This is a genomic window from Bacillus sp. PPSBB_2 (assembly GCF_045291115.1).
Taxonomy (GTDB): Bacteria; Bacillota; Bacilli; order Bacillales; family Bacillaceae_G; genus Bacillus_A; species Bacillus_A cereus.
On record NZ_CP147983.1, the window covers coordinates 503,151 to 529,121 of the forward strand.

Below are 25,971 nucleotides of genomic sequence, written 5' to 3' on the forward strand. Positions count from 1 at the left end.
ATTGATTATCATTTCAGAAAATTTAGATTACGCTTCTTTTAATTGATGAGCATCTTGGAAGGATGTATCTCGCATTGTAGCAAGTGTGTATTGATCTTTTGGAATTTCATATAAGTTATACACTTCTTCGTTTGCGTTAATTTCATCATATACGGCTTTTCTTGTTTCGTTTGCTAGATTCACATATTGCAGTTTTTCTGCAGCTTTAATAGAACGAATATTTATTTTACGAATACGCATGAAAATTGTTTCAATATCTAATTCATAGAAAAGTTCACTAAAAAATGAATCTTTTGCTAATTTGTTATAGCCTTTTCCATGATATGGTTTGCCAAGCCATGTCCCGAGAAATCCAGCTTTTTCTTGCACATCAAATAAAGTAATTGTTCCGATAGGGTTACCCCATTCATCTAAAATTGTGCGTGAAATTAATTCACCACGTTCTTCAGCTTCAATCGTTTGTTTTGTTAAGAATAAATATTCTTCATAAGAATAAGCCTTTTGACGCACAAAAGGGAAGACAGCTGGATCCACCATTAACTCGTATAGAACGTGGCTGTCGTGTAAGTCGCGTTTTTTCAACATACTAACTCCTCCTCACACGAGGGTAGCATGACGAAAAAACACCCCACCCTCGAAATTTTTATATCAATCTTTAAAAAATTTCGGGGTGGGAATCGAACCCACTAGAACCAGTTTCTAACGCTGGTGGCGCACCATTTGCCTTCCCCATTCATCAATTTGAAAATGATAATCACGACACAAATTGATTATGGTTTCATTCAGTTTATAATCGTATAATACTTTATCTAGTCAAAAAAATAAACTAGTTTTTTTTATTTTTTTTGTAAATTATTTTTCCATCAATCATAGTTAGTACAGGCTTGGCTAAATAATGGAAAGGATGATGAGTCCATAACACGAGATCGGCGTCTTTTCCAACCTCAATGCTTCCAATTCTATCCTCTAAACGCAAATTTCGCGCTGGGAATATGGTGATTCCTTCTAGTGCTGTTTTCTCGTCTAACCCTTCTCTTACTGCAACAGCGGCACAAATATTTAAATATTGAATGGGTGTATAAGGATGATCTGTTGTTATAGAAACTTCCACACCATTTTTAGATAATATATGGTAAGTATCCCATGTCTTGTTTTTTAGTTCGATTTTAGAACGACGTGTCAGAGTGGGACCAACTGAAACCTTCAAATTGTGTTTCGAAAGCTCTTCAACAAGAAAGTGTCCTTCTGTACAATGTTCAATACGTAGATCGAGGTTGAATTCCGTTGCAAAGCGTAGCGCAGAACTAATATCATCTGCTCGGTGAGCGTGGATACGTACGGGTATTTCACGACGTAATGCTTTTAAAATAGGAAGCATTCTAAAATCAGCTTCGTGCCCGTAGTGTTGTGCTTCATAGAATGATTCCCGAAGTAACCCCATAATCCCCATACGTGTAATGGATTCTTTTGTTCCATTACTATGGACTTTTTTAGGATTTTCTCCAAAGGCAATCTTTAAACCAGCAGGTTCTTGAATAATCATATGATCAATACAAGTTCCAGCTGTTTTTATTACACAAGTAGTACCCCCGATAATATTTTGACTGCCAGGCATAACGTGAACGGTTGTAATTCCGTTTTGTACAGCGTCTTGAAAGGCAATATCGAAAGGATGGATTCCATCTAAAGAACGAATATGTGGTGTTGAAACTTCAGATGTTTCATTGGCATCATTTCCAGCCCAACCAGTACCTTCATCATAGAGACCAAGGTGAGTATGGACATCAATAAAGCCAGGTAAGAGATGGAGTGCTCGTGCATCTATAACGGTCATATCTTGAGTAGGTTGAATAAAAGGTTTGACCTCGGTAATTCGCTCTCCTGTAACGAGTACATCTCCTTGAAACTTTTGAGATGTAATAGGGTATACAATGGCTTGTTTGAGCAATATTTTCATAGGTACCTCATTTCTGTTACTTTATAATGCTAATGGAAGTTAAGGGAAAGTAACTGAAAGGTTATTTGTATGGTAATGCTTAGGATCCTAGAAAATGAAAGTTTTGAAAGAGCCCATGTAAAATTGTGTTTTAGAAGTACTACATTGTATGCGAAAGTATATTTTGTAATGCATGGTCTATTGCCGGAAATGTGTATTGGTATCCATGTTCAATTGCCTTAATGGGTAATACACGTTGCCCTTCTAGTACAAGTATGCTCATTTCACCCAGTAAAGTTTGAATGATAAATGAAGGTACAGGCAACCAATGAGGTTTTTTCATTATAGTTGCAATGTTTTCTCCAAATTCCTTCATTCTTATGGGTGTTGGTGCTGTCATATTAAGAGGACCATCAATTTCTTTTTTGTGTATGATGAAATCCATCATACGAACGACATCGTCTATATGAATCCATGATAACCATTGCTTCCCAGAACCAATGGTGCCGCCGATATAGAATTGATAGGGAAGTAGCATTTTGGGAAGAGCTCCTCCATTTGCACCTAATACAACTCCAAATCTTGCGTAGATTGTTCGTATTCCGAGAGAACGTGCTTTAGATGCTTCTTGTTCCCATGAATATACTGTATTTGCTAAAAAGTCATTTCCAGGAGTCTCATGCTGTTCTGTAAAAGACTCTATTTCAGACGTTCCATAGTATCCAATAGCACTTGCGTTAATAAATGTGTGTGGTTTTGTATGGAGTGTCTGCAATTGTTTAATGATTCCTTTTGTTGTTTGAATTCTACTGTTTAAAATGACTTTCTTTTGTTGCTTTGTCCATCTACTATTAATAGACTCTCCGGCTAGATTAATAACTATATCAATAGAAGAGAGGGGGAAGGTTTGTAAATCTGGTGTCCATTGAACATACTGAAGGTTAGGATCGGAAGTTTCAGTAGTTTTTTTTCGTGTGAGAATGTAAACAGTATATCCTTTTTGAATAAAAAAAGTAGAAAGGGATTTACCGATAAAGCCTGTACCACCAGAAATTGCGATTTTCACAAGTATTTCCTCCTCATTATATATATTCTTGAAAAGAAAAAATGTTCCTCGACTATGTTAAAATAATAGAGAGGTGAGAGTATGGCTGTCATTACAAAAATAGAAGTACAAAAACGATCGAAAGAACGATTTAATATTTATATTGATAAAGGTCAAGGCGAAGAGTACGGATTTAGTGTGGATCAAGTAATCTTAATAAAACATGGATTACAAAAAGGCTTAGAAATTGATGAAATCGAGTTAGGAAATATTTTGTACAATGAAGAAGTACAAAAAGCATATTTACAAGCAATCTCCTATTTATCCTATCAAATGAGAACAAAACAAGAAATAGAAGATTTTTTACGAAAAAAAGAAGTGGGACAGGCCATCATCTCTGAAGTCGTTTCGAAATTATTACATGACCGATATATTAATGATAAAGAGTATGCTGTTTTATATACGCGAACGCAAAGTAATGTGAATCGAAAAGGTCCAACTGTTATTAAAAGAGAGTTATTAAATAAAGGTGTTCAGGATTTAATTATTACACATAGTTTACAAGAATATCCGAAGGAAAAGCAAATTGAGAATGCCTTGTTTCTCATAGAGAAGAAGAAAAAATCTTATCAAAAACATTCTTTTTTACAAATGAAACTAAAGTTAGATGAGATGCTTGTTCGAAAAGGATATTCTAGAGAAGTAATTCAAATTTGTTTGGAAGAATTGAAAGACGAAAAAGATGACGAAAAGCAACAAGAAGCGTTACACTATCATGGGAATAAATATTATGAGAAATATAAGAAGCATGATGGATGGACATTTGAAAACAAGATGAAACAAGCGTTATATCGAAAAGGATTCTCTATTGATGAAATCGAGATATTTTTGCAAATGAAACGCGAAGAGGAATGAGGAGAATAAGATGAATATGCCAAAACGCTACAGTGAAATGACACCGCATGAGCTAAGGGAAGAAATTGGCGCTTTGAAGGAGCAAGCAGTAAAAGCTGAGCAGCTTGGGATTGTCAATGAATTTGATGTATTAATGAGAAAAATGGCAATGGCTCGTGCTTATATGACGGATGTAAACAAATTCCGTATTGGTGAAACATATGAATTAGTAGAAGAACCTGGTGTATTATTTAAAATTACGTATTTCAATGGGGTATTTGCTTGGGGATATAAGCAAAATGATAATGAAGAGATTGGCATACCAATTTCCTTATTGAAAGAAAAATAAAAACCAGAGAGCATATATCTCTCTGGTTTTCATCTTTGGTAGGCGTTAAAGGAGATAGGAGATTCTAAAATTGGCGTTTTTTACATTCATTTGCCAATATAATGAGAGACTGGGTTTGTTGCGTCTGTCCGTTAACTTGTGCTTTCGCATGTTTTGGACGAGTCCACGTATGGTTAAATAATTCAGAACGACTATCTAAGCGATCACGGTAGCTCATCTTTATCACCTCGTGTAGGAAGTTAATTTAATTTGTACTATTCTTCCTGCTGATTTGCAGCACGCATACGTTCTTGTGGGTGCGTGTTAATTGTGCCGTTAGGTCGTTTCGAAGCGAAGCGTGATTTCGCTTTCGGTTGACCGTCGATTTTGCTGTTGTTTTTTGACTCAGACCAAAATTCGGCTTGTTTACCCATTGCGAACGCCCTCCTCATTATCGGTTGATACCTCTTTAAGAAGTATCAATTATAGAATGTGCAAAATTGAAGAAACTATCCTTTAGAAATGAAGGGATAAATAGGTAAAAGGAGATTATAATATGAATGATATTTATGAAACATTAACGAAAGAATTATTAGACAAGAATGACAAGCTTTCTTACGCACAAGCTCGTGCGTGGGTTGAGTTACTATGGGAAGATTTTCAAACAACTTATGCAAAATCAGGTCGTTATCAAGGCGATGAAATGACGGAACAAGTGGTACGATCATGGATTAATAATCATGGTGTACGCCTTCATGAAATGCGGACAAATAATCCGAAGTATAGTCATTTAATTAATCAAGAAGATCATTTGAAACATTAAAAAAAGCGACTTAAGTCGCTTTTTTTAATGTGGAAGTAATTCCAGTTTTTTTCGAAGCTTTTCTTCACTAAAGATCCATCCTGTATAGGAACTAATAATATTTAAATTGTGGTCGAGCTGAACGATTGCAACAAATGGATAATAATCTTTACTTCGATATCGTAAATCAATGAATCGTACTTCATAATAATGGTCATGATCAAAAATATCCCAGCGATATACAGGAGAGAAAGATAGGAAGGCTGAGATGTTTTCATCTTGTTTAGCTGCTCGCATAATATTATTGTCTGGGAACGGTATCCGATCGAACTTATCATATATCATAATGTTACCACGGTGCCATCTCGCAACGTAGTAATAATCAGCCGTAACGACTGCTAAATGGTAATGATAAAATCGGTAAGAAGGAGAAATGATAATCTTTTCGACATTTTTGAAACGTTTGTGTACAACGCTTCTTATATTTCTGTGCATCATAATCCGTCCGATATAGTAAACAATCATTAATATATATGCCGCTAAAGCTGTATATCCCTTATGAGAACCGACGAGCATGCAAGCAATTGCAAGTATATGGATAAAGAAAATTACGGTATCGAATGTATTAATTATGCCAAGTGCGACCCATTTTTTTGTGAAAGGTCGTAATGCTTGTGTACCATAGGCGTTGAAAATATCTACAAAGACGTGAAGAAAGACGGCAATAAATGACCAAAGTAGTAGATGAAGATATGGAGCTTCTGAAAAGAAGGCGAAAGAGATGCCACTTATAAGGAATGACCAAAGAATTACCGCAGGAATAGAATGAGTAATCCCACGATGATTTCTTATATATTTAGCGTTATTACGCAATTTTAAAACTGTGTCAATGTCAGGAATGTTGGAACCAGCAATTGTAGCAAGCATAACAGCTTGGGGGCCAATATCACTTTGTGCTATGGCTGGATCTAATGTTGCTAAGCTACCTAAAGTGATACCCATAACAAGGTGAGTGGCTGTGTCCATAGAAATCCACCTCCGTTTTTTATTAATGTAACTCTTTTTATTCGATACCTCAAGTCCTTTGCCTTCTATTTCCTATGTCATCTTACTTAAATTTTTTCCTAAAATCTTTATAATAGTACTTATATGCAAAAAAATGAGGGGGATCAAGTTTGACACTTGAAATACTAAACAATTTTAATATAGAGCAGTTTCAAAATGATTTAATTGGTTGGTTTGAAGAAGAACAGCGCGACTTACCGTGGAGAAAGAATAAAGATCCATACCGCGTTTGGGTTTCTGAAATTATGTTGCAGCAAACAAGAGTAGAAGCTGTAAAACCATATTACGCAAATTTTATGGGGAAGTTTCCTACACTTGAAGCGTTAGCGAACGCTGATGATGAAGAAGTATTAAAAGCATGGGAAGGTTTAGGATATTATTCTAGAGCACGTAATTTACATGCGGCAGTAAAAGAGGTAAAAGAAGTATACGGCGGGGTTGTACCAAGTGATGTAAAGAAAATTGAAAAGTTAAAAGGAGTAGGACCATATACAAAAGGTGCTATTTTAAGTATCGCATATGGTATACCAGAGCCGGCAGTTGATGGAAATGTTATGCGTGTATTATCTCGTATTTTATCAGTATGGGATGATATTGCAAAACCAAAGACTCGAAAAGTTTTTGAAGAGATTGTGCGTGAAATTATTTCAGTAGAAAACCCATCTTATTTTAATCAAGGATTGATGGAATTAGGTGCATTGATTTGTATTCCTAAAAATCCATCGTGCTTACTTTGTCCTGTGCGTGAGCATTGCAGAGGATATGCTGAAGGTGTTCAAAAAGAATTACCAGTAAAAAGTAAAGCGAAAGCTCCTAAAATGGTACCTATTGTTGCAGGCGTACTTCAAACTGAAGACGGTCGTTACGTTATTAATAAACGTCCAAGTACAGGTTTGTTAGCTAACATGTGGGAGTTTCCTAATGCTGAACTTGGAGAAGGTATTCGAAATCAGAAGGAACAGCTTATAGATTATATGAAAGAAAAATTTGAGCTCGAGGTTTCTATTGATGAATACGCAATGAATGTACAACATACGTTTACACATCGTACTTGGGATATATTTGTATTTTACGGAAAAGTAACCGGTAATATTGTTGATACAGATACATTAAAATTTGTATCGAAAGAGGTATTTGAGCAATTACCTTTCTCAAAATCACACCGTACTATTTATGAAAATTGTGTGGAGAAAATTACAATGCAATAAATAAAAAAGTGTTCCCAATCTAGGGAACACTTTTTTAATCGTAAGAAATTTTTGTCCCATGAGTCCAACTAGCTTTACCTTCTTGTAAGCCGCCTCTTGATTCGATTTCTACTACAATTTCTTTGTAAATACTTTGCCCTTCTACATTTAAATAAGGCAGAACCTGTTGTAGTGAGTGATGAAAATAAGCTAATTCATCTTCTTTCCATTCATTTTTTGAAATCATCGTTAGTTCAGTCATATCGCGTCCTATATACATATTTCCACCTCCATTTCTTATAGTTTGAATAAGTAACAAAAGATATATGCGGAAATTATTCAAAAGAAAATTACGGATAGCTTCTAAGTGAATTGGTTACATTATTGATTGTGGAGGTGAGAAAGATGAGTAAAAAACAACAAGGTTATAACAAAGCAACTTCTGGTGCTAGCATTCAAAGTACAAATGCTAGTTATGGTACAGAGTTTTCAACTGAAACAGATGTACAAGCTGTAAAACAAGCAAACGCACAATCAGAAGCAAAGAAAGCACAAGCTTCTGGTGCACAAAGTGCAAACGCTAGTTATGGTACAGAATTTGCAACTGAAACAGACGTGCATTCTGTGAAAAAACAAAATGCTAAGTCAGCTGCAAAACAATCACAATCTTCTAGCTCAAATCAGTAATGAAAGAAAAACACTTCTCTAATTCGGGAGAAGTGTTTTCTTTTTGCGTGGATCGTTGTAATGAAAAGAAAGCGAACGACATAACTTCTAATAAGTCAACAAATGTAGTCAAAGGAGAAGGAAGTTAACAATTAGAATTATGTAATTAGGAATAATAACTGATGAATAAGTCCAAAAGGGGGTAAGTAATGAACGATTTTGATAAGTTGGTAGGGGAGCAATTAGAAACGATGGATGAATTGTTAAAATTACAAGCACATCTAGAGAAGTATCAACAAATTGAAATGAATGAAAAAGATACGTGCGATAAAAAAGAACTGCATTTTATCCGCCAGGAAATATATAGAACAGAAGTAGCGTTGAAGATGTTACATGAGAAATTTGAAGAACAAACGAATAGTGTAATTCAATCTTTTGCAACTGAAAAAATGATTTCAAATTTAGGATAAGATATATTGTTATCTTTAGGTGAAAAGTCCTTCTTTGTATGGAAATAGAGAAGGGCTTTTTCTATTATATGTCCTCGCTTATAAATAATACAGTACAATCCTTTTATCTCCTAAGAAGCGGTGGGGCATAGTATTCAACGATAAACCTCCTGCATATTCAGTTTGAAAAATAGAGTCTTATCCCTTTAGTTTTAAAATTTCGACAAAAAAGTTATAATAGAAAAAAAGTGAATGCCGTTCAAAGGGCATTTGCAGTTGAAAGAAGGGAGCATATATGGGATTTCCCAAAGAAGGAGAAAAAGTACAAATACATAGTTATAAACATAATGGCTCCATTCATAGAATGTGGGAAGAAACAACAATTTTAAAAGGGACACAGAGTCTTGTAATCGGAGCGAATGATCGTACAGTAGTTACAGAATCGGATGGCCGAACATGGATTACTCGTGAACCAGCAATTTGTTATTTTCATGCCAACTATTGGTTTAATGTGATTGGGATGCTTAGGGAAGATGGCGTATATTATTATTGTAATTTAAGCTCACCTTTTGCGTATGATCCTGAAGCATTAAAGTATATTGATTATGATTTAGATATTAAAGTATATCCAGATATGACATATACGCTTCTAGATGAAGATGAGTATGAAAAACATAGTGAAATTATGCAGTATCCACCTGTTATTGATACAATTTTAAAACGAAATGTAGCACATTTAACACAGTGGATTCATCAAAGAAAAGGTCCATTTGCACCAGATTTCGTAGATATGTGGTATGAACGATATTTAATGTACAGAAATTAAAACAAACCTGCAGGGGGCTTCCCGGCAGGTTTGTCCTATTAGAGGGGGGATTATGTGCAAGGCATAAAAAGATATTTACAATTTGTTAAACCATATCGATGGCTTATTGCTATTACAATTATTATTGGACTAGTTAAGTTCGGTATCCCACTTATTATGCCGTGGTTATTAAAGTATATTATCGATGATGTAATTCAAGGCGCTGGCTCACTTCAAGATAAAACATCTCAATTAATAACAGCGATTGGAATTGCTTTCTTTATTTTTGCGGTATTAAGACCACCGATTGAATATTATCGTCAATATTTCGCCCAACGTATCGCAAATACAATACTGTATGATTTGCGGAAGCATATTTTCGGTCACTTACAAAAGTTAAGTTTACGTTATTACTCCAATACAAAAACAGGGGAGATTATTTCGCGTGTCATCCATGATGTAGAACAAACGAAAGATTTTGTAATTACTGGTTTGATGAACGTCTGGTTAGATACTGCAACAATTGCTATTGCTATCATTGTTATGTTTTCTATGAATATAAAATTAACATTTGTTGCGTTATTGATTTTACCTATTTATGTAATTGCAGTGAAATATTTTTTCGGACGTCTTCGGAAATTGACGAAAGAGCGTTCACAAGCGTTAGCGACGATGCAAGGGTATTTGCATGAACGTATTCAAGGAATGCAAGTGACACGTAGCTTTGCGTTAGAAGAGTATGAGGGGAAGCAGTTTGAAAAAAGAAATAATGAATTTTTAACGAAAGCATTAACCCATACAAGTTGGACGGCAAGAACATTTTCGGCAGTAAACACGTTAACCGATTTAGGTCCGTTACTTGTGATTGGTTTTGCAGCATATGAAGTAATTCAAGGGCAGTTAACGCTAGGAACGATGGTAGCTTTTGTTGGATATATGGATAGTTTATATAGTCCGCTTCGCCGCCTTGTTAATTCATCTACAACATTAACACAATCTTTTGCATCGATGGACCGTGTGTTTGAACTGTTAGATGAAAAATACGATATTGTTAATGTACCAAATGCGGTACAAACGAAAAAATTAAATGGAGAAATTGTATTTGACAATGTTTCTTTTCGTTATAATGCAGATGAAAAAGAGATATTACACAACTTGTCATTAACTATGCAACCTGGAGAGAAAGTAGCGCTTGTAGGAGCGAGTGGGGGAGGAAAGTCATCTCTTGCTAGTTTGATCCCGCGTTTCTATGATGTTTCTGAAGGCACGGTTTATGTAGATGGCATAGATGTAAGAAAGTATAATATGAGAAATTTGCGTAGTCATATTGGAATTGTACTGCAAGATAATTTATTGTTTAGCGATACAATTGGAGCTAATATTTTATATGGAAATCCGAAGGCTACAGAGAAAGAGGTGATTGCAGCTGCTAAAGCTGCGCAAATTCATGATTTTATTATAGACTTACCAGATGGTTATAATACTGTCGTTGGAGAACGTGGTGTGAAGCTATCGGGCGGGCAAAGACAACGCGTGGCAATTGCACGAGTGTTTCTAAAGAATCCTTCGGTACTTATATTAGATGAAGCAACTTCAGCATTAGATTTAGAAAATGAAAGGTATATTCAAGAGGCGCTTCAGACGTTAGCTGCTGACCGGACAACGATTATAATTGCACATCGATTAGCGACGATTACGCATGTTGATACGATTATTTACATTGAAGACGGTGAGATTAAAGAGACTGGTTCTCATGAAGAGTTAATGCGAAAAAGAGGATTTTATTACAATTTATATCAACTTCAACATATAACAGAAACAGCTCCTTTAGCATAAAAGGAGCTGTTTTTTATTCGTCTTCTTTTTTATCATCGATTTGGAGTTCTTTTTCTGGTTTATGGTATGTGTAGAAGCTATCTACAAGCAAATCTAAATGCTCTACTTCTTCACTATAGTTAATGATGGAAGAAATAAGAGGGAAGAGATGTAACCATGTTTTATATGCTTCTTCATCGTCTTTATTTTGATATTCCATAAAGATATCAATTAATTCTTGTTTACCTGTTTCAACTTCATCAAGCATTTCAACTGATTGTTGTTTTTTTGCTTTACCAATAAATTTTAATAAAACTTGTTCATGATAATGCGTTAATGAGTCAAGTTCGTTTTGGATAGATTCCTGAAATTCTTCCGGCATATAGCGCAGTTCATTTTCAGTACGGTGTAATGATTTTAACGTACTTAAAGCACGGCTTGTTGTCGCTAACATTTGTCTGAATAAAACGAGCTTACGAATTTTTGCGAACTTTACTTTTTTCGTGTAGCTTCTTTCTTCTTTATACAGCAAATAGTAATGGTTTAGTTTGATCATTTTTTCTTTCATACGATCAATATCAGTTTTTAGCGTTGTAAAATCAGAAGCCTGCCTGCTATTCATTCGAATCCATTTTACAATTTCTTCTGTATTATCAACGATACGATGATAAAGTTTTGTTTCATATTTTGGCGGCATAAATACTAAATTTACAAGTGAAGCCGCAATAATACCAATCATAATCGTCGCAAATCGAAGTAAGGCAAAACTAAAGAAATCTTCGCCTTGATACTCCATAATGGCGATAACTGTTACTAAAGCAATTGATATTGTGTTTTCTAATCGTAATTGTAATGTAAGAGCAATTACTAATATACATGTTAATCCAATAATAAAAGGATTATGTCCAAAAGCAGTAGCAAATGCGATAGCAAATATCGCACCAATTACATTTGCTTGAATTTGTTCAAGTGCTGTTAAATAAGAACGGTATACAGACGGTTGGACAGCAAAGATAGCTGAAATTCCCGCAAATACCGGACTCGGTAATTGAAGTAAAATACAAGCAAATAAAGCTAACGTGATGGCAATACCCGTTTTTAAAATGCGAGCACCAAGTTTCATACCCTTAATAAGATCCTTTCTCTTGTCATAATGAATGTACAACATGATACTATACATTCATTACAATATGTTAGCAAGTGATATTTTAGTGACGTTAAAAGAAATTAGTGTTCATTTTATCCCGCTAATTGTGAGTAGTAAGATTCACGCCTCAAAATTCAGAAGCTGGATGCCGGTAAACGTCCGATTGGTGTAGGCTAATTAAAGTTTCACTTTATAATTTTTCCTAATTTCTTTTAAACATCAGTTTTTAGTAAAAAAACCTGCTGAATTTCAGCAGGTCTCAAATTGTTACTATAGATTACTATGAGAAGCGTACTTCGTCAATTTTTTCTTAATAATGAAAATTACTCATTTTACTCTGTTGAGATAGATGGATCTGCCTGTTCTTTTTTCGGGATAATCTCAAAAAACTTGTTCTGTATATCATCTAATAATGGTGTTAACAAAGCAACTTCCTCATATTGCTCGTGCTCGTTTAGTACACGAATATAGTCTAGCAATAATTCAGTTACATCTTTCAAACCATTTTTACTAATTGGTTGTAATGTAACATTTGCGCCTTTTGCGATTCTTCTTTTTAAGGCCTGTTCTGTTAAGCCTAAGTTTGAATCACGGCGCAAATAAACAACACCGCCAGTCATGCCAGCGCAAATCCATGGACCAGGGTCACCTAAAACAAGCGCTCGCCCATTTGTCATATATTCAAAAGCAAAACCTTTAATATTGGAGTATGCACCTATATTTCCTTGCTCTTTTTCACGGAGTGGTTTTGTTATTCTACCTCCAATTATCATGTCTGCCCCAGAAAGGCGAATGCCAGCGCGAGCATCAGCGTTCCCTTGCACGTATAGTGCCCCTTTTTGTGCACCATATCCAAATCCTTTTCCGACAGAACCGTTATAATATACTCCGTCTTTTCCTTTTGATTTCGTTATATAAATCCCACCACCAAAGGAAGTTTTACCAATGCCATCTTGTGCGCCGCCATTTACGTGTATAAATAAATTTTCACTATTGTAAGCACCTAACCCATTTCCGGGAATAGAACCATTCGTATACTTTAATGTAAGTGGTTCAAGTTGAGTAGCTTCATATAGTTTACTGCGAACGCGATAACATGATTCTAGACCACCCATAACGCGTTGCTCTACACCAACGCCTACCAATTCTTTTGAGTCAGCGGAATGAACTGTCTTAAATTGTTTTTCCGGTACGCCTTCTGTTGTTGTAACAGATGGATGTTCTATTATTTGTAGTAAATTACGTAAGTTTAATAAATTTTCGCCTCGAACTTGCTCTAATAAATCAGAACGCCCAACAATTGCTTGTAAATTTGTATAACCAAGCTGTCCTGTTAATCGTTTTAGTTCTACACCGAAAGAGGTGAATAAATTTAGCAGGCCAGCAACTGCACTTTCTAATTCGCGTGGGACGAAGCGGCGTAACCCATGTTCTTTTGCTTGTGCTTCAGACTCGATTTGTGTCGCAATTCCAACATGGCAAGTATCTAGATGGCACCCACGGCAAGTAGTACAGCCGATTGCAATCATTGATAGTGTGCCAAATCCAATACGGTTTGCTCCGAGGAGCATGATTTTCAAGGCATCATTTACACTTCGAATACCACCATCTGCCCAAATCTCTACTTTATGTCTCATGCTTGCTTCTAATAAAGCGTTGTGAGCGGCTTTAACACCAATTTCTACAGGGAGACCTACATGCTGCAATGCGTGAATACGTGCAGCGCCTGTTCCGCCATCGAATCCGCTAATGTTAATAAAATCAGCGCCAGCTTTGGCGATACCGACAGCAATTGTTCCGATATTAGGAACAACAGGGACTTTCACGGCTACTTTGGCAAGTTGATTAGCTGTTTTAATTTCTGTAATCATTTGAGCTAAATCTTCAATTGAATAAATATCATGGTTATTAGAAGGTGAAATTAAATCTGAGCCGATTGTCGCATTACGTGCTTCAGCGATTTTGGCTGTCACTTTTGAACCAGGTAAATGCCCACCTTCCCCAGGCTTTGCGCCTTGACCGATTTTGATTTCAATTAAGTTTGATGAGTTTAGTAGTTCGGCATTTACTCCAAATCGCCCAGATGCCACTTGTTGTCCACGTGTATGTGGATATTTTCCAATCATATCTTTAATTTCGCCGCCTTCACCGTTCAAGCTAATCATATTTAGCTGATCGGCTGCTTCTGCATATGCGCGAAAGGCAATTTCGTTTTGAGAACCAAATGACATAGAACTAATAATAAATGGTAAATTATGATTTTTGATGCCGATAGATACTTCTTCAGTTGGAACGACATGTTTTGTTTGTTTCGTTTGAACAAGGTGTCTGATTGCAATTGGATTATTCTCTTCTAGTTCACTTAACTTGTCATGGTAATCATCATAAGAATTTCCTTTTGCAACATCGCCGATTGCTTTCCAAATTCGCGGGAATATATGAAATGATTTTCGCATTCTAATTTTAGGATTGTTATAATCCTCTGCTCGTATTTTTGCATCTTCAACAAGTGATTCAAGTGAAAAGGCTAAATCATTTGAACCGAAGAAATTTGTAATCTGTAATATATTTGCGATTTCTTCATGTAACCCAATAGATGAATAGAGACGTCCGTAACCACGTAACTCATGAATTCCAATTGTTGAAATGACTTTTTCTAATCCTTTATTAAGTGCATTATATAGATTCGTAATTGGTGTTTTTGTTCCATCATTTACAGTCGCGAATAATAAATATGGATTAATACCATCTGCTCCTAATCCATATAGCGTGACAATGTCATGTAAGGAGCGAAGAGCACCAGAACGTATAACGAGAGAACAATTGCGGCGTAATTTATTTTCACTTAATGCTTGATGTACTTTAGCAGTAACTAAATGTGGATCAATCCACAATCGTTCATTTAGATGGGCTTTTGCGTCATCTAATACTAGTAGGGAAGCGCCATTGTTAACAGCAGCTATCGCTTCAGAACTAATGCGGCTTAATGCGCATTGCAGAGTTTCTGACGAGCTGAATGTAGCAGAGATTGTGGCGATAGAGTTATGAGTCTTAAATAGCTCTATGAGTTGTTCGTACGTAATTGTGTGTAATTCCTCTGCAATAGGTTGTGCCACGCTGCCTTCTAAAATAATTGGTGAAAGCATTTCAACTACAAATGGCCGTTTTGCGCCGCTTAATAAACTTGGACGCTCTCCAAGTACAGTACGTGTAGAGAAGTGTTCAATTTCACGGTCACGATCAATTGCAGGGTTTGTAACAACAGCTACACTTTCTTTAATAAAGTCAGCGATATTTCGTCTATCAGTATCGAGTGCGGCAAGTGGTGAGTCATGCCCAAGTGAGCGTATTGGCTCAACGCCTTTTGTTGCCATCTGTTCAAGAAGTTGAATATGTTCTCGGTCCCATCCGAAAGCGACGTATTGTTTCGTTTCAACTTGAACAGAATCACATAGCCCTTGGATTTTTTTCGTTTCAGGGATAGATAAATTTAAATGGTAATTGGTAGTATCAATTCGCTTTTTAAAACGGTTATATACTTGGATTTGATATTTGTCATATTCATAAAGAACAAGTTCATCTTGTTCATTCCATTTTAATCCGACTTTTTCTCCAGGAGCGAGTGGTTTTGGTTCTGCTACATATTTAGTTGGTGATACAACTCCAGGTTCAGAAGAGAAAATATAAGAGCTCTCTGTCTCTACTTTCCATACTGGGCGTAATCCAAGGGAATCAACGCTGAAAACAGCTTCATCTTTAAAACGGGAAATGATGCCAGCTGGTCCTTGTGCAAAATGTCCCCATGCTTCACGTATATACGTATATAAATCTTGTAAAGGTGTTTCATAAAGTTTAATTTCATTAATAATTGGTGGGAATAGAATTTCCATTGCTTCAAATAAGCTGTAGCCGTATTGAACAAGTAGGGTTTCTAAGGTGCGGTTTAAATCTTGAGAGTCACTGCCTCCTGCAGTAAGTGGTACATCAATCATTTCAGCTTGATCGCGTAATTTCGCAATTGTGTTAATTTCACCATTATGTCCGAGAATGCTAAATGGTTGTACACGAAAAAAATTAGATAATGTATTAGTAGAGTAGCGGTTATGTCCTAATGTCATAGTTGAAGCGATAAGCGGATGTTGTAAATCATTATAGTAGGCAACAAGCGTATCACCAGCACCTAGAACTTTATATACAACATGATCATGACTTAATGAAGCAACATGAATTGCTTCGTTTTCCTCTATTTTTATTGTGACAGAAAATAATGTTTGCTCAATATTTGTAATTTCGTTTTCTGCGATAAGGGCAACTTGCCAAAATAAAGGTTCTTCTTGTTTACCAAGTGGACCGAGCGCATCTGAGTTTGTTGCATCATCACTTTCGAAAATGATTGCAAAGTTTTTGTTGTTTAATTGCGTACGAATATAATCTTTTAAGGCAGTAATGTTTTCTTTTTTATTTAGAAAAAAATGTCCAACGATAAAGTGGGGATGATCCACAATCGTTGGATTATATCCGCTACTTTTTAGTTTTTCATTCCAAAGCGTTTTTGGTATATCAATGTGAATGCCGATGCCATCGCCCTCGCCATTAATGAAACCAGCTCTATGATTCATTTTGACGAGTGATTGTATGCAAAGGTCAATGTTTTCTTTTGTAGCAATTTTTCGTTTCTCCATAACGGAAACGATTCCACACGCATCATGTTCTGCATTTCTATAATCTCGAAATAAAGACGGTGTCCATGTATTTTTTTTATTGAGCATCCGTCAATCCCCCCTCTTGTAAAAGTTAGAATAATCTTACTATTTAAGGTGCAAATCACCTTGTACACAGAGATAGTAATGCTGTAAAAGAATATAAAACAGATAATTATGAATAATTATACTATTAATGCGTGATTTATGAAATAGAAAAAAGGAAAAAAGAAAGGTGAGCTTTCTTTTTTCCTTTTAATGAAGGGATTATTTATTGTCTGCTAGGGCAGCAAATGCTCTGCCGACAGCTTCGATTGTATATTCAATATCTTCTTTTGTATGTTCTGTAGTTAAGAACCATGCCTCGTATTTAGAAGGTGCTAAGTTAACTCCTTCTTGAAGCATAAGCTTGAAGAATTTACCGAACATTTCACCGTCTGTATCTTGTGCGGCATCGTAATCTTCAATTGTATTAGTTGTGAAGTATACAGTTAAAGCCCCTTTTAGACGATTTAATGTAATGTCGATATTATGTTTCGCTGCTTGCTCTAAAATTCCTTTTTCAAGCATTGCACCAAGTTCATCTAATTTCTCATAAAGCCCTTCTTGTTGAAGTACTTCTAGACAAGCGATACCTGATGCCATAGAAGCAGGGTTTCCTGCCATTGTACCAGCTTGGTATGCAGGTCCAAGCGGAGCAACTTGTTCCATAATTTCTTTCTTACCACCGTAAGCACCGATTGGTAAGCCGCCGCCAATAACTTTACCAAGCGCTGTTAAGTCGGGTGTAACACCAAGTAAGTCTTGAGCACCGCCGTACATAAAGCGGAAAGCAGTAATAACTTCATCATAAATTACTAGTGCGCCAGCTTCGTGAACAAGTTCATTCACTTTTTCAAGGAATCCAGGTTTAGGCTCTACAATACCGAAGTTTCCAACGATCGGTTCTACAAGGATAGCTGCTACTTCATGACCCCATTTATCTAAAGCTTCTTTTAAAGTTTCTACATTGTTAAATGGAACGGTAATAACTTCTTGTGCGATACTTTGTGGTACGCCAGCTGAGTCAGGAGTTCCTAAAGTAGAAGGGCCAGATCCAGCTGCCACAAGTACTAAATCAGAATGACCGTGGTAACAACCAGCAAATTTCATGATTTTTGTGCGACCTGTATAAGCACGAGCAACACGAATCGTTGTCATCACTGCTTCTGTACCAGAGTTTACGAAACGGACTTTATCTAATGCAGGCATTGCTTCTTTTAACATTTTTGCGAATTTTACCTCTAGCGCTGTTGGTGTTCCATAAAGTACCCCATTTTCAGCAGCTGTTGTAATTGCTTTTGTTATATGCGGATGAGCATGTCCAGTAATAATAGGACCGTATGCTGCTAAATAATCGATATATTTATTTCCGTCTACATCCCAGAAATAAGCGCCTTTCCCACGTTCCATAGCAACAGGAGCGCCGCCGCCAACTGCTTTAAAAGAACGAGAAGGACTGTTAACACCGCCAACGATATGCTCTAAAGCTTCTTTATGTAATGCTTCTGACTTTGTGAAATTCACTACAATTCATCTCCTTACAAAAATCTATGTATTATTCTAACATGTTTTTCGAAAAGACGTATTGTTTGTGATAGCGAAGGCAGTTGGGTAAACTATTCGTTGTGACATTTAGGAGGGGGGTCCGATTATGAAATCGGTAATTGAGGTACAAGGGTTACGTAAAGAGTTTACAGCCTATTCAAGTCGTCCGGGCTTAAAGGGTGCATTTCGCGATTTATTAAATCGTAATTATAAAATAGTACCAGCAGTAAATGATGTATCTTTTACTGTGAAGCAAGGTGAAATGGTTGGTTATATCGGTGAGAACGGTGCTGGTAAATCAACAACAATTAAAATGCTTACGGGGATTTTAACTCCGACATCAGGGCAAATCACAGTAAATGGAATGAACCCACATAAACAAAGAGAAGAATTTGTAAGAACAATTGGTGTTGTTTTTGGACAGCGTTCGCAACTTTGGTGGGATATTGCAGTACAAGAATCGTTTCGTTTATTAAAGAAAGTGTATGGTGTATCAGACGCTCAGTATAAGGAGCATATGGAGCACGTAATTGAAACGTTAGATATAGGGCCCTTATTAGATAAACCAGTTCGAAAATTATCTCTTGGTCAAAGGATGCGTTGTGAATTAGCGGCAGCCTTAATTCATAATCCACCGTTATTATTTTTAGATGAGCCAACAATTGGGTTAGATGTACTTGTGAAATTGAAAATACGTGAATTTTTAAAAGAAATGAATGAACGTTATAAAACAACAATTTTATTAACAACACACGATATTACTGATATTGAAGCTTTATGTGAGCGCGTTATCATGCTGGATGAAGGAAATATTATGTATGACGGTTCTTTAAATAATCTTCGTACGCAGTGGGGAGCGGAGAAGGAAATTCACTTTCAGTTTGTTGCACCAGTTTCCTATCAGGCTTTATCAATGGTTATGCCAGATAATCATGTCGTTTGGTCGAAAGCAAAAGAGGAAAATGCATGGGTTGCAAAAATTCCGAATGAAGAAGTTATTATTTCAATGCTTATTTCTAAAGTAGTACAAGCCTTTCAAATTAAAGATTTAAAAATTAACGAAGTGTCTACAGAGGAAATTATTCGTAACATTTATGAAGAAGGTATTACGCATGGGTAAGTATATTGAAATGATTCGAATTCGCTTTTTAATGATGCTTGCGTATCGTACAAATTACTATAGCGGGATTTTAATTTATACGATTAATATCGGTGCTTACTATTTTTTATGGCAAGCAATTTATAGCGGAAAAGAGAATATTGAAAGTTTATCTATTTCGCAAATGACCACGTATATCGCAATCGCGTGGATGGCACGTGCCTTCTATTTTAATAATATAGATAGGGAAATTGCGATGGAGATTCAAGAAGGACGTGTGGCTGTAGAATTAATTCGTCCGTATAACTATTTGGGAATGAAAGTTATGCAAGGTCTTGGCGAGGGAATATTCCGTTTTGCCTTCTTTTCCATTCCAGGCATGGTTATCGTTACGTTATTATTTTCGTTGCAAATTACAACAAATTTTCAAACTTGGTTATATTTCTTCTTATCTTTAATATTTAGTTTTATTATTAATACACAAATTAATTTAATGACGGGAATGCTTACGTTTTTCCTATTTAATAATAGTGGGATTATGTATGCAAAACGCGTTGTTATTGATTTATTTTCAGGTCTATTATTACCAATTAGTTTTTATCCGCTATGGGCCCAAAAAGCAATGATGTTTTTACCGTTTCAGGCTATTAGTTATATTCCAAGTATGATTTTTTCTGAAGGTATACAGGGGAGTAAGTTGTATGAGGCTTTAGTATTTCAAGTGATTTGGGCGATTGTACTTATTATTCCAATTGTACTCATGTGGAGAACGGCGAGAAAACGTCTAATTGTACAAGGGGGATGATGAGATGCTATATATAAACTTATTTTTACAATATGCAAGTCAATATATAAAAACAAAATTGGAGTATCGAGGCGATTTTATCGTTGGTTTACTTTCTGATTTATCGCTTCAAGCAGTTAATTTAATATTTATTCTCGTTGTATTTGGGCATACACAAGCATTGAAGGGATGGAGTCGAGAAGAAGTAATCTTTATTTATGGTTTCTTTTTAGTACCATTTGCCATCTTTTCAGCTTTCTTTAATATATGGGATTTTAATGATCGATACATTATTAAAGGGGAGATGGATCGTGTATTAACGCGGCCGATCCATAGCCTATTTCAAATTATATTAGAAAGAATGGAACTTGAATCTTTAATTGGAGCTATTACAGGGATTGTTGTAATGGGATATGCAGCTGTGGAGTTACAATTATCTTTTTACTGGTATGATTTCTTCTTATTTATATTGATGGTAGGAGGAGGAGCACTTGTATATGGAGGTATATTTGTTACGCTGGCGAGCCTTGGTTTTTGGTCGGATGCGAAAAGTTCAATTATGCCTCTTATGTATAACATAGGTAATTACGGGCGCTATCCTGTTAATATTTATAATCGTGTAATTCGTTTCATTTTAACGTTTGTTTTACCGTTTGCGTTTGTTGGAGTATATCCAGCGGCATACTTTTTAAGAAAAACAGAATGGAATAGTTATGCATTTGCGACGCCAATTGTTGGTGTTATCTGTTTTACGATTGCAATCACCCTCTGGAACCAAGGGGTAAAAAGGTATCGTGGCGCGGGTAATTAATTATAGAAGCTTGTTCGTTTCTAAGGGATAAATCAGTTCTCCACCTCATACATATAAAATGAGGTGGAGGACATGTTATGGGGATTTATTCTATTAATTGCAGCAATCGCTATTTTGAAAAGTGTCCAATTATTATGGAGTTCCTATTCGGATTCAACGCGTTTTTTTTCGCTCTATAATTTGGCCACATTATTTTTAATCTATACAACAGTACTAATCGCATTTGGATTAAGTTACGTTGTATTAGAGGAAATGGGTTTCGCAGTTTTGAAAGAGGACGGAGAAAGTTTGAACGCTCATTCTTTTCAACTCGTCGAAGTTTGTTTATATTTTAGCGCAGTTACTTTATTGTCTGTTGGATATGGTGACATATCTCCGATTGGAATTGGGCGATGGATTGCAATCGCAGAAGCTCTAATTGGATATACACTCCCTTTTGCTTTTGTGATGAGGTCTGTAATAGACAATGAAAAATAAGGAAGCATTTGTTATAGTAAAGGAAAAGAGTAGGAGTGATAACTATGATTACAGTAGGAGAAATGGCACCAGAATTCACATTAGAGGGAAGTAACGGAGAAGAAGTTCGCCTAGCTGATTTCCGCGGTAAAAATGTAGTTCTCTATTTTTATCCGAAAGATATGACGCCAGGGTGTACAACTGAAGCATGTGATTTTCGTGATGCGTATGGAGTATTTCAAGAGAAGGATACGGTTATTCTTGGAGTAAGTCCTGATTCAGCGAATAGACATTTGAAATTCATTGAGAAACATGAATTGCCATTTACACTTTTAGTAGATGAAGATCATAAAGTAGCAGAGTTATACGATGTTTGGAAGTTAAAAAAGAACTTTGGGAAAGAGTATATGGGAATCGAGCGTTCTACATTCCTTATTAATAAAGACGGTGAACTTGTAAAAGAGTGGCGTAAAGTGAAAGTGAAAGGACATATTGAGGATGTTCTTTCTTATATAAAATAAATCTACATTGGAGATAAAATATGCAGAAACAAGGCAAGTGTCTATACATATTTTACTGCCTTACATAAAGTGGAAGTGTAGGGCATACCTCCTCAGATGATAGTATTCCAAGTGCGATTATGTCGCACTTTTTTCTATGGAATATATGAAGAAAAAAGGGAAAGATACATAAAAACAAGTCCTGAATATAAAAATAAACTACATACTTATAGTAGAAATATTGACGATTTATAAGAAAAGGAGTACACTCTTTATAAGAATTATAAAATAATAATCCGTATAGAATCGGGGTGCATGACGGTGGTCAAAGAAGAATTAAAAGAAGCGCTAGAAATGCTGAAAAATACGGGTGTACGCATTACTCCACAGCGTCATGCTATTTTAGAGTACCTTGTGGAATCAATGACGCACCCAACAGCGGATGATATTTATAAAGCATTAGAAGGTAAGTTTCCAAATATGAGTGTTGCAACTGTCTATAATAACTTACGTGTGTTTAAAGAGGTTGGACTTGTAAAGGAATTAACTTATGGAGACGCTTCAAGTAGATTTGATTATGTTACAAGTCAACATTATCATGTGATTTGCGAAAAATGTGGTAAGATTGTTGATTTTCCTTATGGAGGCTTGGAAAAGCTGGAAGAGGAAGCTGCGAAAACGACAGGCTTCGTTATCAATAGTCATCGCTTAGAAATTTATGGCGTTTGTCCAGAGTGTCATAAGGCGTAATATATAATAAAGAAAGAGGCTGACGGCTATACGTCAGCCTCTTTCTTTATTATATAAGGATTAGCGTGAGGTTAATCGGGATTTACAGTGCTAAGTTAGTAAGAAGGGTTAGATAAAAGTTTGTCGAATTTACTTTGTATTGGTGGAAATGAATTCTTGGAGGGGACATTTTGAAGAAATATGAGATTAAAAATAACATTCCAACATTGGAAGAATATAAATATTTATGTGATTCTGTGGGATGGACTAACTATATGAACTTTGAGGTGGCGGAAATATCACTTCAAAATTCGATTTACTGTATAACAGTCAAGGATAATAATCAAATCATCGGCATGGGGAGAATTGTTGGTGATGGGGCTATCTATTTCTATATTCAAGATATAGTGGTTCATCCAGAGTATCAAAAGAATGGTATTGGAAAGAAAATAATGAATACTTTAGTAGAATACTTAAATGGGAATGCTCCAGATAAAGCATTCATTGGTTTGTTTGCGTCGCAAGGTAAAACATCATTCTACGAAAAATATGATTTTAAAGATTATTCGCCTAATATGACAGGGATGTTTGCTGTTATTTCGAAAAAATAGGTGTAATAAATTTAATAAAACAATTAAAAAGTTGATTTTTTAAGAAATCAACTTTTTAATGAGTTGAAACGTTTGTAGTGTTGCAAATTCGTATTTCCCTTGATACTTATGATTTATAACTCTTCTTATTATACTTTTCATCAAATTCTTTTCCTTCTAGATCTCGATCTAGTGTTAAAGGTTGATTGCAGTGCATACATGCATCGACACGGCCCAGCATTTTGGTTGGCTTATCACAGCTGGGGCAAATAATTTGGATAGTCTTAGTAGATAACATACCAATCCAAAAGTAAACGACAGTGCTAGCGATAACAGCTAAAAAGCCAACCATCATAAACGTTGTCATAATAATAATGTTTTCGCGGAAAAAGACACCTAAGTATGCAATGAAGAGGCCGATAAATACTAAACTTAATGCAAAGGTCCGGATTTTATTGATTTTGTTTGAATACTTAATGCTCATTCTCACCACGCTCCTATACTAATAATATAACATAAAATTTAGAATTTTCACTCTCGTGTGAATTGATAAAGAGATAAGATATGAAATGAATAGGAGGGGAGCCAAGAATGAATGGACGCTATAATGATTTTTAAAGCGGATTTTAAGTTTTTAACGGGATGTGAAATTTTTTTATAAAAAGTATTGACCCTGTATATACTGCATGATATATTAATAACCGTCGCTGATGCGGAAACGCAGAAAACGACAAAAAAGAAATTAAAAAACTTAGTTGACATTGAAAAATGAAGATGTTAACATAAGGAAGTCGCAAATGAGCGACCAAGTAGTTCTTTGAAAACTGAACGAAACAAACAACGTGAAACGTCAATTTTTATTTTAGATGCTAGACAAACTAACTTTATTGGAGAGTTTGATCCTGGCTCAGGATGAACGCTGGCGGCGTGCCTAATACATGCAAGTCGAGCGAATGGATTAAGAGCTTGCTCTTATGAAGTTAGCGGCGGACGGGTGAGTAACACGTGGGTAACCTGCCCATAAGACTGGGATAACTCCGGGAAACCGGGGCTAATACCGGATAACATTTTGAACCGCATGGTTCGAAATTGAAAGGCGGCTTCGGCTGTCACTTATGGATGGACCCGCGTCGCATTAGCTAGTTGGTGAGGTAACGGCTCACCAAGGCAACGATGCGTAGCCGACCTGAGAGGGTGATCGGCCACACTGGGACTGAGACACGGCCCAGACTCCTACGGGAGGCAGCAGTAGGGAATCTTCCGCAATGGACGAAAGTCTGACGGAGCAACGCCGCGTGAGTGATGAAGGCTTTCGGGTCGTAAAACTCTGTTGTTAGGGAAGAACAAGTGCTAGTTGAATAAGCTGGCACCTTGACGGTACCTAACCAGAAAGCCACGGCTAACTACGTGCCAGCAGCCGCGGTAATACGTAGGTGGCAAGCGTTATCCGGAATTATTGGGCGTAAAGCGCGCGCAGGTGGTTTCTTAAGTCTGATGTGAAAGCCCACGGCTCAACCGTGGAGGGTCATTGGAAACTGGGAGACTTGAGTGCAGAAGAGGAAAGTGGAATTCCATGTGTAGCGGTGAAATGCGTAGAGATATGGAGGAACACCAGTGGCGAAGGCGACTTTCTGGTCTGTAACTGACACTGAGGCGCGAAAGCGTGGGGAGCAAACAGGATTAGATACCCTGGTAGTCCACGCCGTAAACGATGAGTGCTAAGTGTTAGAGGGTTTCCGCCCTTTAGTGCTGAAGTTAACGCATTAAGCACTCCGCCTGGGGAGTACGGCCGCAAGGCTGAAACTCAAAGGAATTGACGGGGGCCCGCACAAGCGGTGGAGCATGTGGTTTAATTCGAAGCAACGCGAAGAACCTTACCAGGTCTTGACATCCTCTGAAAACCCTAGAGATAGGGCTTCTCCTTCGGGAGCAGAGTGACAGGTGGTGCATGGTTGTCGTCAGCTCGTGTCGTGAGATGTTGGGTTAAGTCCCGCAACGAGCGCAACCCTTGATCTTAGTTGCCATCATTAAGTTGGGCACTCTAAGGTGACTGCCGGTGACAAACCGGAGGAAGGTGGGGATGACGTCAAATCATCATGCCCCTTATGACCTGGGCTACACACGTGCTACAATGGACGGTACAAAGAGCTGCAAGACCGCGAGGTGGAGCTAATCTCATAAAACCGTTCTCAGTTCGGATTGTAGGCTGCAACTCGCCTACATGAAGCTGGAATCGCTAGTAATCGCGGATCAGCATGCCGCGGTGAATACGTTCCCGGGCCTTGTACACACCGCCCGTCACACCACGAGAGTTTGTAACACCCGAAGTCGGTGGGGTAACCTTTTTGGAGCCAGCCGCCTAAGGTGGGACAGATGATTGGGGTGAAGTCGTAACAAGGTAGCCGTATCGGAAGGTGCGGCTGGATCACCTCCTTTCTATGGAGAATTGATGAACGCTGTTCATCAATATAAGTTTCCGTGTTTCGTTTTGTTCAGTTTTGAGAGAACTATCTCTCATATATAAATGTATGTTCTTTGAAAACTAGATAACAGTGTAGCTCATATTTTTTAATTTT

At 36.7% G+C, this 25,971-nt stretch carries 26 protein-coding genes and 1 rRNA gene; 16 read left to right on the plus strand and 11 right to left on the minus strand.

Annotated features, from left to right (window positions below; translation table 11 throughout):
- Positions 1-27: 27 nt before the first annotated feature.
- The 3 genes from V6946_RS02475 to V6946_RS02485 form a co-directional block, all read right to left on the minus strand.
- On the minus strand, positions 28-585 hold the full coding sequence (locus V6946_RS02475) for a GNAT family N-acetyltransferase (RefSeq protein WP_000914734.1): 558 nt from the start codon (positions 583-585) through the stop codon (positions 28-30).
- Positions 586-826: 241 nt separating this feature from the next.
- Positions 827-1,957 (minus strand): amidohydrolase, encoded by a 1,131-nt coding sequence (locus V6946_RS02480; RefSeq protein ID WP_000698317.1) that lies wholly within the window; start codon positions 1,955-1,957, stop codon positions 827-829.
- Between the two features lie 139 nt (positions 1,958-2,096).
- Positions 2,097-3,002 (minus strand): TIGR01777 family oxidoreductase, encoded by a 906-nt coding sequence (locus V6946_RS02485; RefSeq protein ID WP_000684379.1) that lies wholly within the window; start codon positions 3,000-3,002, stop codon positions 2,097-2,099.
- Positions 3,003-3,083: 81 nt separating this feature from the next.
- Between V6946_RS02485 and recX the strand changes: the two genes are divergently transcribed.
- Both recX and V6946_RS02495 read left to right on the plus strand, forming a co-directional pair.
- Positions 3,084-3,896 carry a recombination regulator RecX gene (recX, locus tag V6946_RS02490; RefSeq protein ID WP_000268502.1) on the plus strand — a complete coding sequence of 271 codons (813 nt, stop codon included), beginning with the start codon at positions 3,084-3,086 and terminating at the stop codon, positions 3,894-3,896.
- A 10-nt stretch (positions 3,897-3,906) separates the two neighbouring features.
- Positions 3,907-4,224, plus strand: coding sequence for a YfhH family protein (locus V6946_RS02495; RefSeq protein ID WP_006916157.1), 318 nt, complete (start codon positions 3,907-3,909; stop codon positions 4,222-4,224).
- Positions 4,225-4,288: 64 nt separating this feature from the next.
- Here V6946_RS02495 and V6946_RS02500 read toward each other — a convergent pair whose 3' ends face one another.
- Both V6946_RS02500 and V6946_RS02505 read right to left on the minus strand, forming a co-directional pair.
- Positions 4,289-4,441 carry a YpzG family protein gene (locus V6946_RS02500; RefSeq protein WP_000122093.1) on the minus strand — a complete coding sequence of 51 codons (153 nt, stop codon included), beginning with the start codon at positions 4,439-4,441 and terminating at the stop codon, positions 4,289-4,291.
- 37 nt (positions 4,442-4,478) lie between these two features.
- Positions 4,479-4,637, minus strand: a complete 159-nt coding sequence (locus V6946_RS02505; protein WP_000517891.1) for a small, acid-soluble spore protein K — start codon at positions 4,635-4,637, stop codon at positions 4,479-4,481.
- 122 nt (positions 4,638-4,759) lie between these two features.
- On the opposite strand from V6946_RS02505, the gene V6946_RS02510 reads away from it, so the two are divergent.
- Positions 4,760-5,026 (plus strand): YfhJ family protein, encoded by a 267-nt coding sequence (locus tag V6946_RS02510; protein WP_000998166.1) that lies wholly within the window; start codon positions 4,760-4,762, stop codon positions 5,024-5,026.
- Positions 5,027-5,050: 24 nt separating this feature from the next.
- Here V6946_RS02510 and V6946_RS02515 read toward each other — a convergent pair whose 3' ends face one another.
- Entirely contained in the window at positions 5,051-6,031 is a 981-nt protein-coding gene (locus V6946_RS02515; RefSeq protein ID WP_000379109.1) for a metal-dependent hydrolase, read from the minus strand.
- A gap of 149 nt (positions 6,032-6,180) precedes the next feature.
- Between V6946_RS02515 and mutY the strand changes: the two genes are divergently transcribed.
- Positions 6,181-7,278 (plus strand): A/G-specific adenine glycosylase, encoded by a 1,098-nt coding sequence (gene mutY, locus V6946_RS02520; protein WP_000171397.1) that lies wholly within the window; start codon positions 6,181-6,183, stop codon positions 7,276-7,278.
- Positions 7,279-7,312: 34 nt separating this feature from the next.
- On the opposite strand, the gene V6946_RS02525 is transcribed toward mutY, so the two are convergent.
- Complete coding sequence (locus V6946_RS02525; RefSeq protein WP_006916136.1) at positions 7,313-7,537, minus strand: hypothetical protein; 225 nt, start codon at positions 7,535-7,537, stop codon at positions 7,313-7,315.
- Positions 7,538-7,662: 125 nt separating this feature from the next.
- Between V6946_RS02525 and V6946_RS02530 the strand changes: the two genes are divergently transcribed.
- The 4 genes from V6946_RS02530 to V6946_RS02545 all read left to right on the plus strand — a co-directional run bounded on the left by V6946_RS02530 (position 7,663) and on the right by V6946_RS02545 (position 11,013).
- Positions 7,663-7,944 (plus strand): gamma-type small acid-soluble spore protein, encoded by a 282-nt coding sequence (locus tag V6946_RS02530; RefSeq protein WP_000039046.1) that lies wholly within the window; start codon positions 7,663-7,665, stop codon positions 7,942-7,944.
- Positions 7,945-8,132: 188 nt separating this feature from the next.
- Positions 8,133-8,393, plus strand: a complete 261-nt coding sequence (locus tag V6946_RS02535; protein ID WP_000997575.1) for a YgaB family protein — start codon at positions 8,133-8,135, stop codon at positions 8,391-8,393.
- A 274-nt stretch (positions 8,394-8,667) separates the two neighbouring features.
- The gene (locus V6946_RS02540) at positions 8,668-9,198 is read left to right on the plus strand and encodes a DUF402 domain-containing protein (protein ID WP_000506622.1); all 531 of its coding nucleotides are present in this window, start codon (positions 8,668-8,670) and stop codon (positions 9,196-9,198) included.
- Positions 9,199-9,252: 54 nt separating this feature from the next.
- Positions 9,253-11,013, plus strand: coding sequence for an ABC transporter ATP-binding protein (locus tag V6946_RS02545; protein ID WP_001161598.1), 1,761 nt, complete (start codon positions 9,253-9,255; stop codon positions 11,011-11,013).
- 13 nt (positions 11,014-11,026) lie between these two features.
- Here V6946_RS02545 and V6946_RS02550 read toward each other — a convergent pair whose 3' ends face one another.
- From V6946_RS02550 to hemL, 3 genes are all read right to left on the minus strand, one after another.
- Positions 11,027-12,115, minus strand: a complete 1,089-nt coding sequence (locus V6946_RS02550) for an aromatic acid exporter family protein (RefSeq protein WP_000765787.1) — start codon at positions 12,113-12,115, stop codon at positions 11,027-11,029.
- Between the two features lie 356 nt (positions 12,116-12,471).
- Positions 12,472-16,908 (minus strand): glutamate synthase-related protein, encoded by a 4,437-nt coding sequence (locus V6946_RS02555; protein WP_006916129.1) that lies wholly within the window; start codon positions 16,906-16,908, stop codon positions 12,472-12,474.
- 198 nt (positions 16,909-17,106) lie between these two features.
- On the minus strand, positions 17,107-18,405 hold the full coding sequence (gene hemL / locus V6946_RS02560; protein ID WP_001011863.1) for a glutamate-1-semialdehyde-2,1-aminomutase: 1,299 nt from the start codon (positions 18,403-18,405) through the stop codon (positions 17,107-17,109).
- A gap of 127 nt (positions 18,406-18,532) precedes the next feature.
- Here hemL and V6946_RS02565 point away from each other — a divergent pair, with 127 nt between their 5' ends.
- The 7 genes from V6946_RS02565 to V6946_RS02595 all read left to right on the plus strand — a co-directional run bounded on the left by V6946_RS02565 (position 18,533) and on the right by V6946_RS02595 (position 23,416).
- Positions 18,533-19,546: an ATP-binding cassette domain-containing protein gene (locus tag V6946_RS02565; RefSeq protein WP_000843655.1), complete on the plus strand. Its 1,014-nt coding sequence runs from the start codon at positions 18,533-18,535 to the stop codon at positions 19,544-19,546.
- Positions 19,539-20,330, plus strand: a complete 792-nt coding sequence (locus V6946_RS02570; protein WP_000521519.1) for an ABC-2 family transporter protein — start codon at positions 19,539-19,541, stop codon at positions 20,328-20,330. The genes V6946_RS02565 and V6946_RS02570 overlap by 8 nt, the downstream gene beginning before the upstream one ends.
- 4 nt (positions 20,331-20,334) lie before the next feature.
- Positions 20,335-21,120, plus strand: a complete 786-nt coding sequence (locus tag V6946_RS02575) for an ABC transporter permease (RefSeq protein WP_000965773.1) — start codon at positions 20,335-20,337, stop codon at positions 21,118-21,120.
- 72 nt (positions 21,121-21,192) lie between these two features.
- Positions 21,193-21,597, plus strand: coding sequence for a potassium channel family protein (locus tag V6946_RS02580; protein ID WP_000964343.1), 405 nt, complete (start codon positions 21,193-21,195; stop codon positions 21,595-21,597).
- 44 nt (positions 21,598-21,641) lie between these two features.
- Entirely contained in the window at positions 21,642-22,097 is a 456-nt protein-coding gene (bcp, locus tag V6946_RS02585; RefSeq protein WP_000633710.1) for a thioredoxin-dependent thiol peroxidase, read from the plus strand.
- A gap of 300 nt (positions 22,098-22,397) precedes the next feature.
- Complete coding sequence (perR, locus tag V6946_RS02590) at positions 22,398-22,826, plus strand: peroxide-responsive transcriptional repressor PerR (RefSeq protein WP_000237829.1); 429 nt, start codon at positions 22,398-22,400, stop codon at positions 22,824-22,826.
- A 170-nt stretch (positions 22,827-22,996) separates the two neighbouring features.
- Positions 22,997-23,416, plus strand: a complete 420-nt coding sequence (locus V6946_RS02595) for a GNAT family N-acetyltransferase (RefSeq protein ID WP_000759736.1) — start codon at positions 22,997-22,999, stop codon at positions 23,414-23,416.
- Positions 23,417-23,522: 106 nt separating this feature from the next.
- On the opposite strand, the gene V6946_RS02600 is transcribed toward V6946_RS02595, so the two are convergent.
- Complete coding sequence (locus V6946_RS02600) at positions 23,523-23,879, minus strand: YgzB family protein (protein WP_000025058.1); 357 nt, start codon at positions 23,877-23,879, stop codon at positions 23,523-23,525.
- Positions 23,880-24,279: 400 nt separating this feature from the next.
- On the opposite strand from V6946_RS02600, the gene V6946_RS02605 reads away from it, so the two are divergent.
- Positions 24,280-25,831: ribosomal RNA gene (locus tag V6946_RS02605) — 16S ribosomal RNA — on the plus strand.
- Positions 25,832-25,971 lie beyond the last annotated feature (140 nt).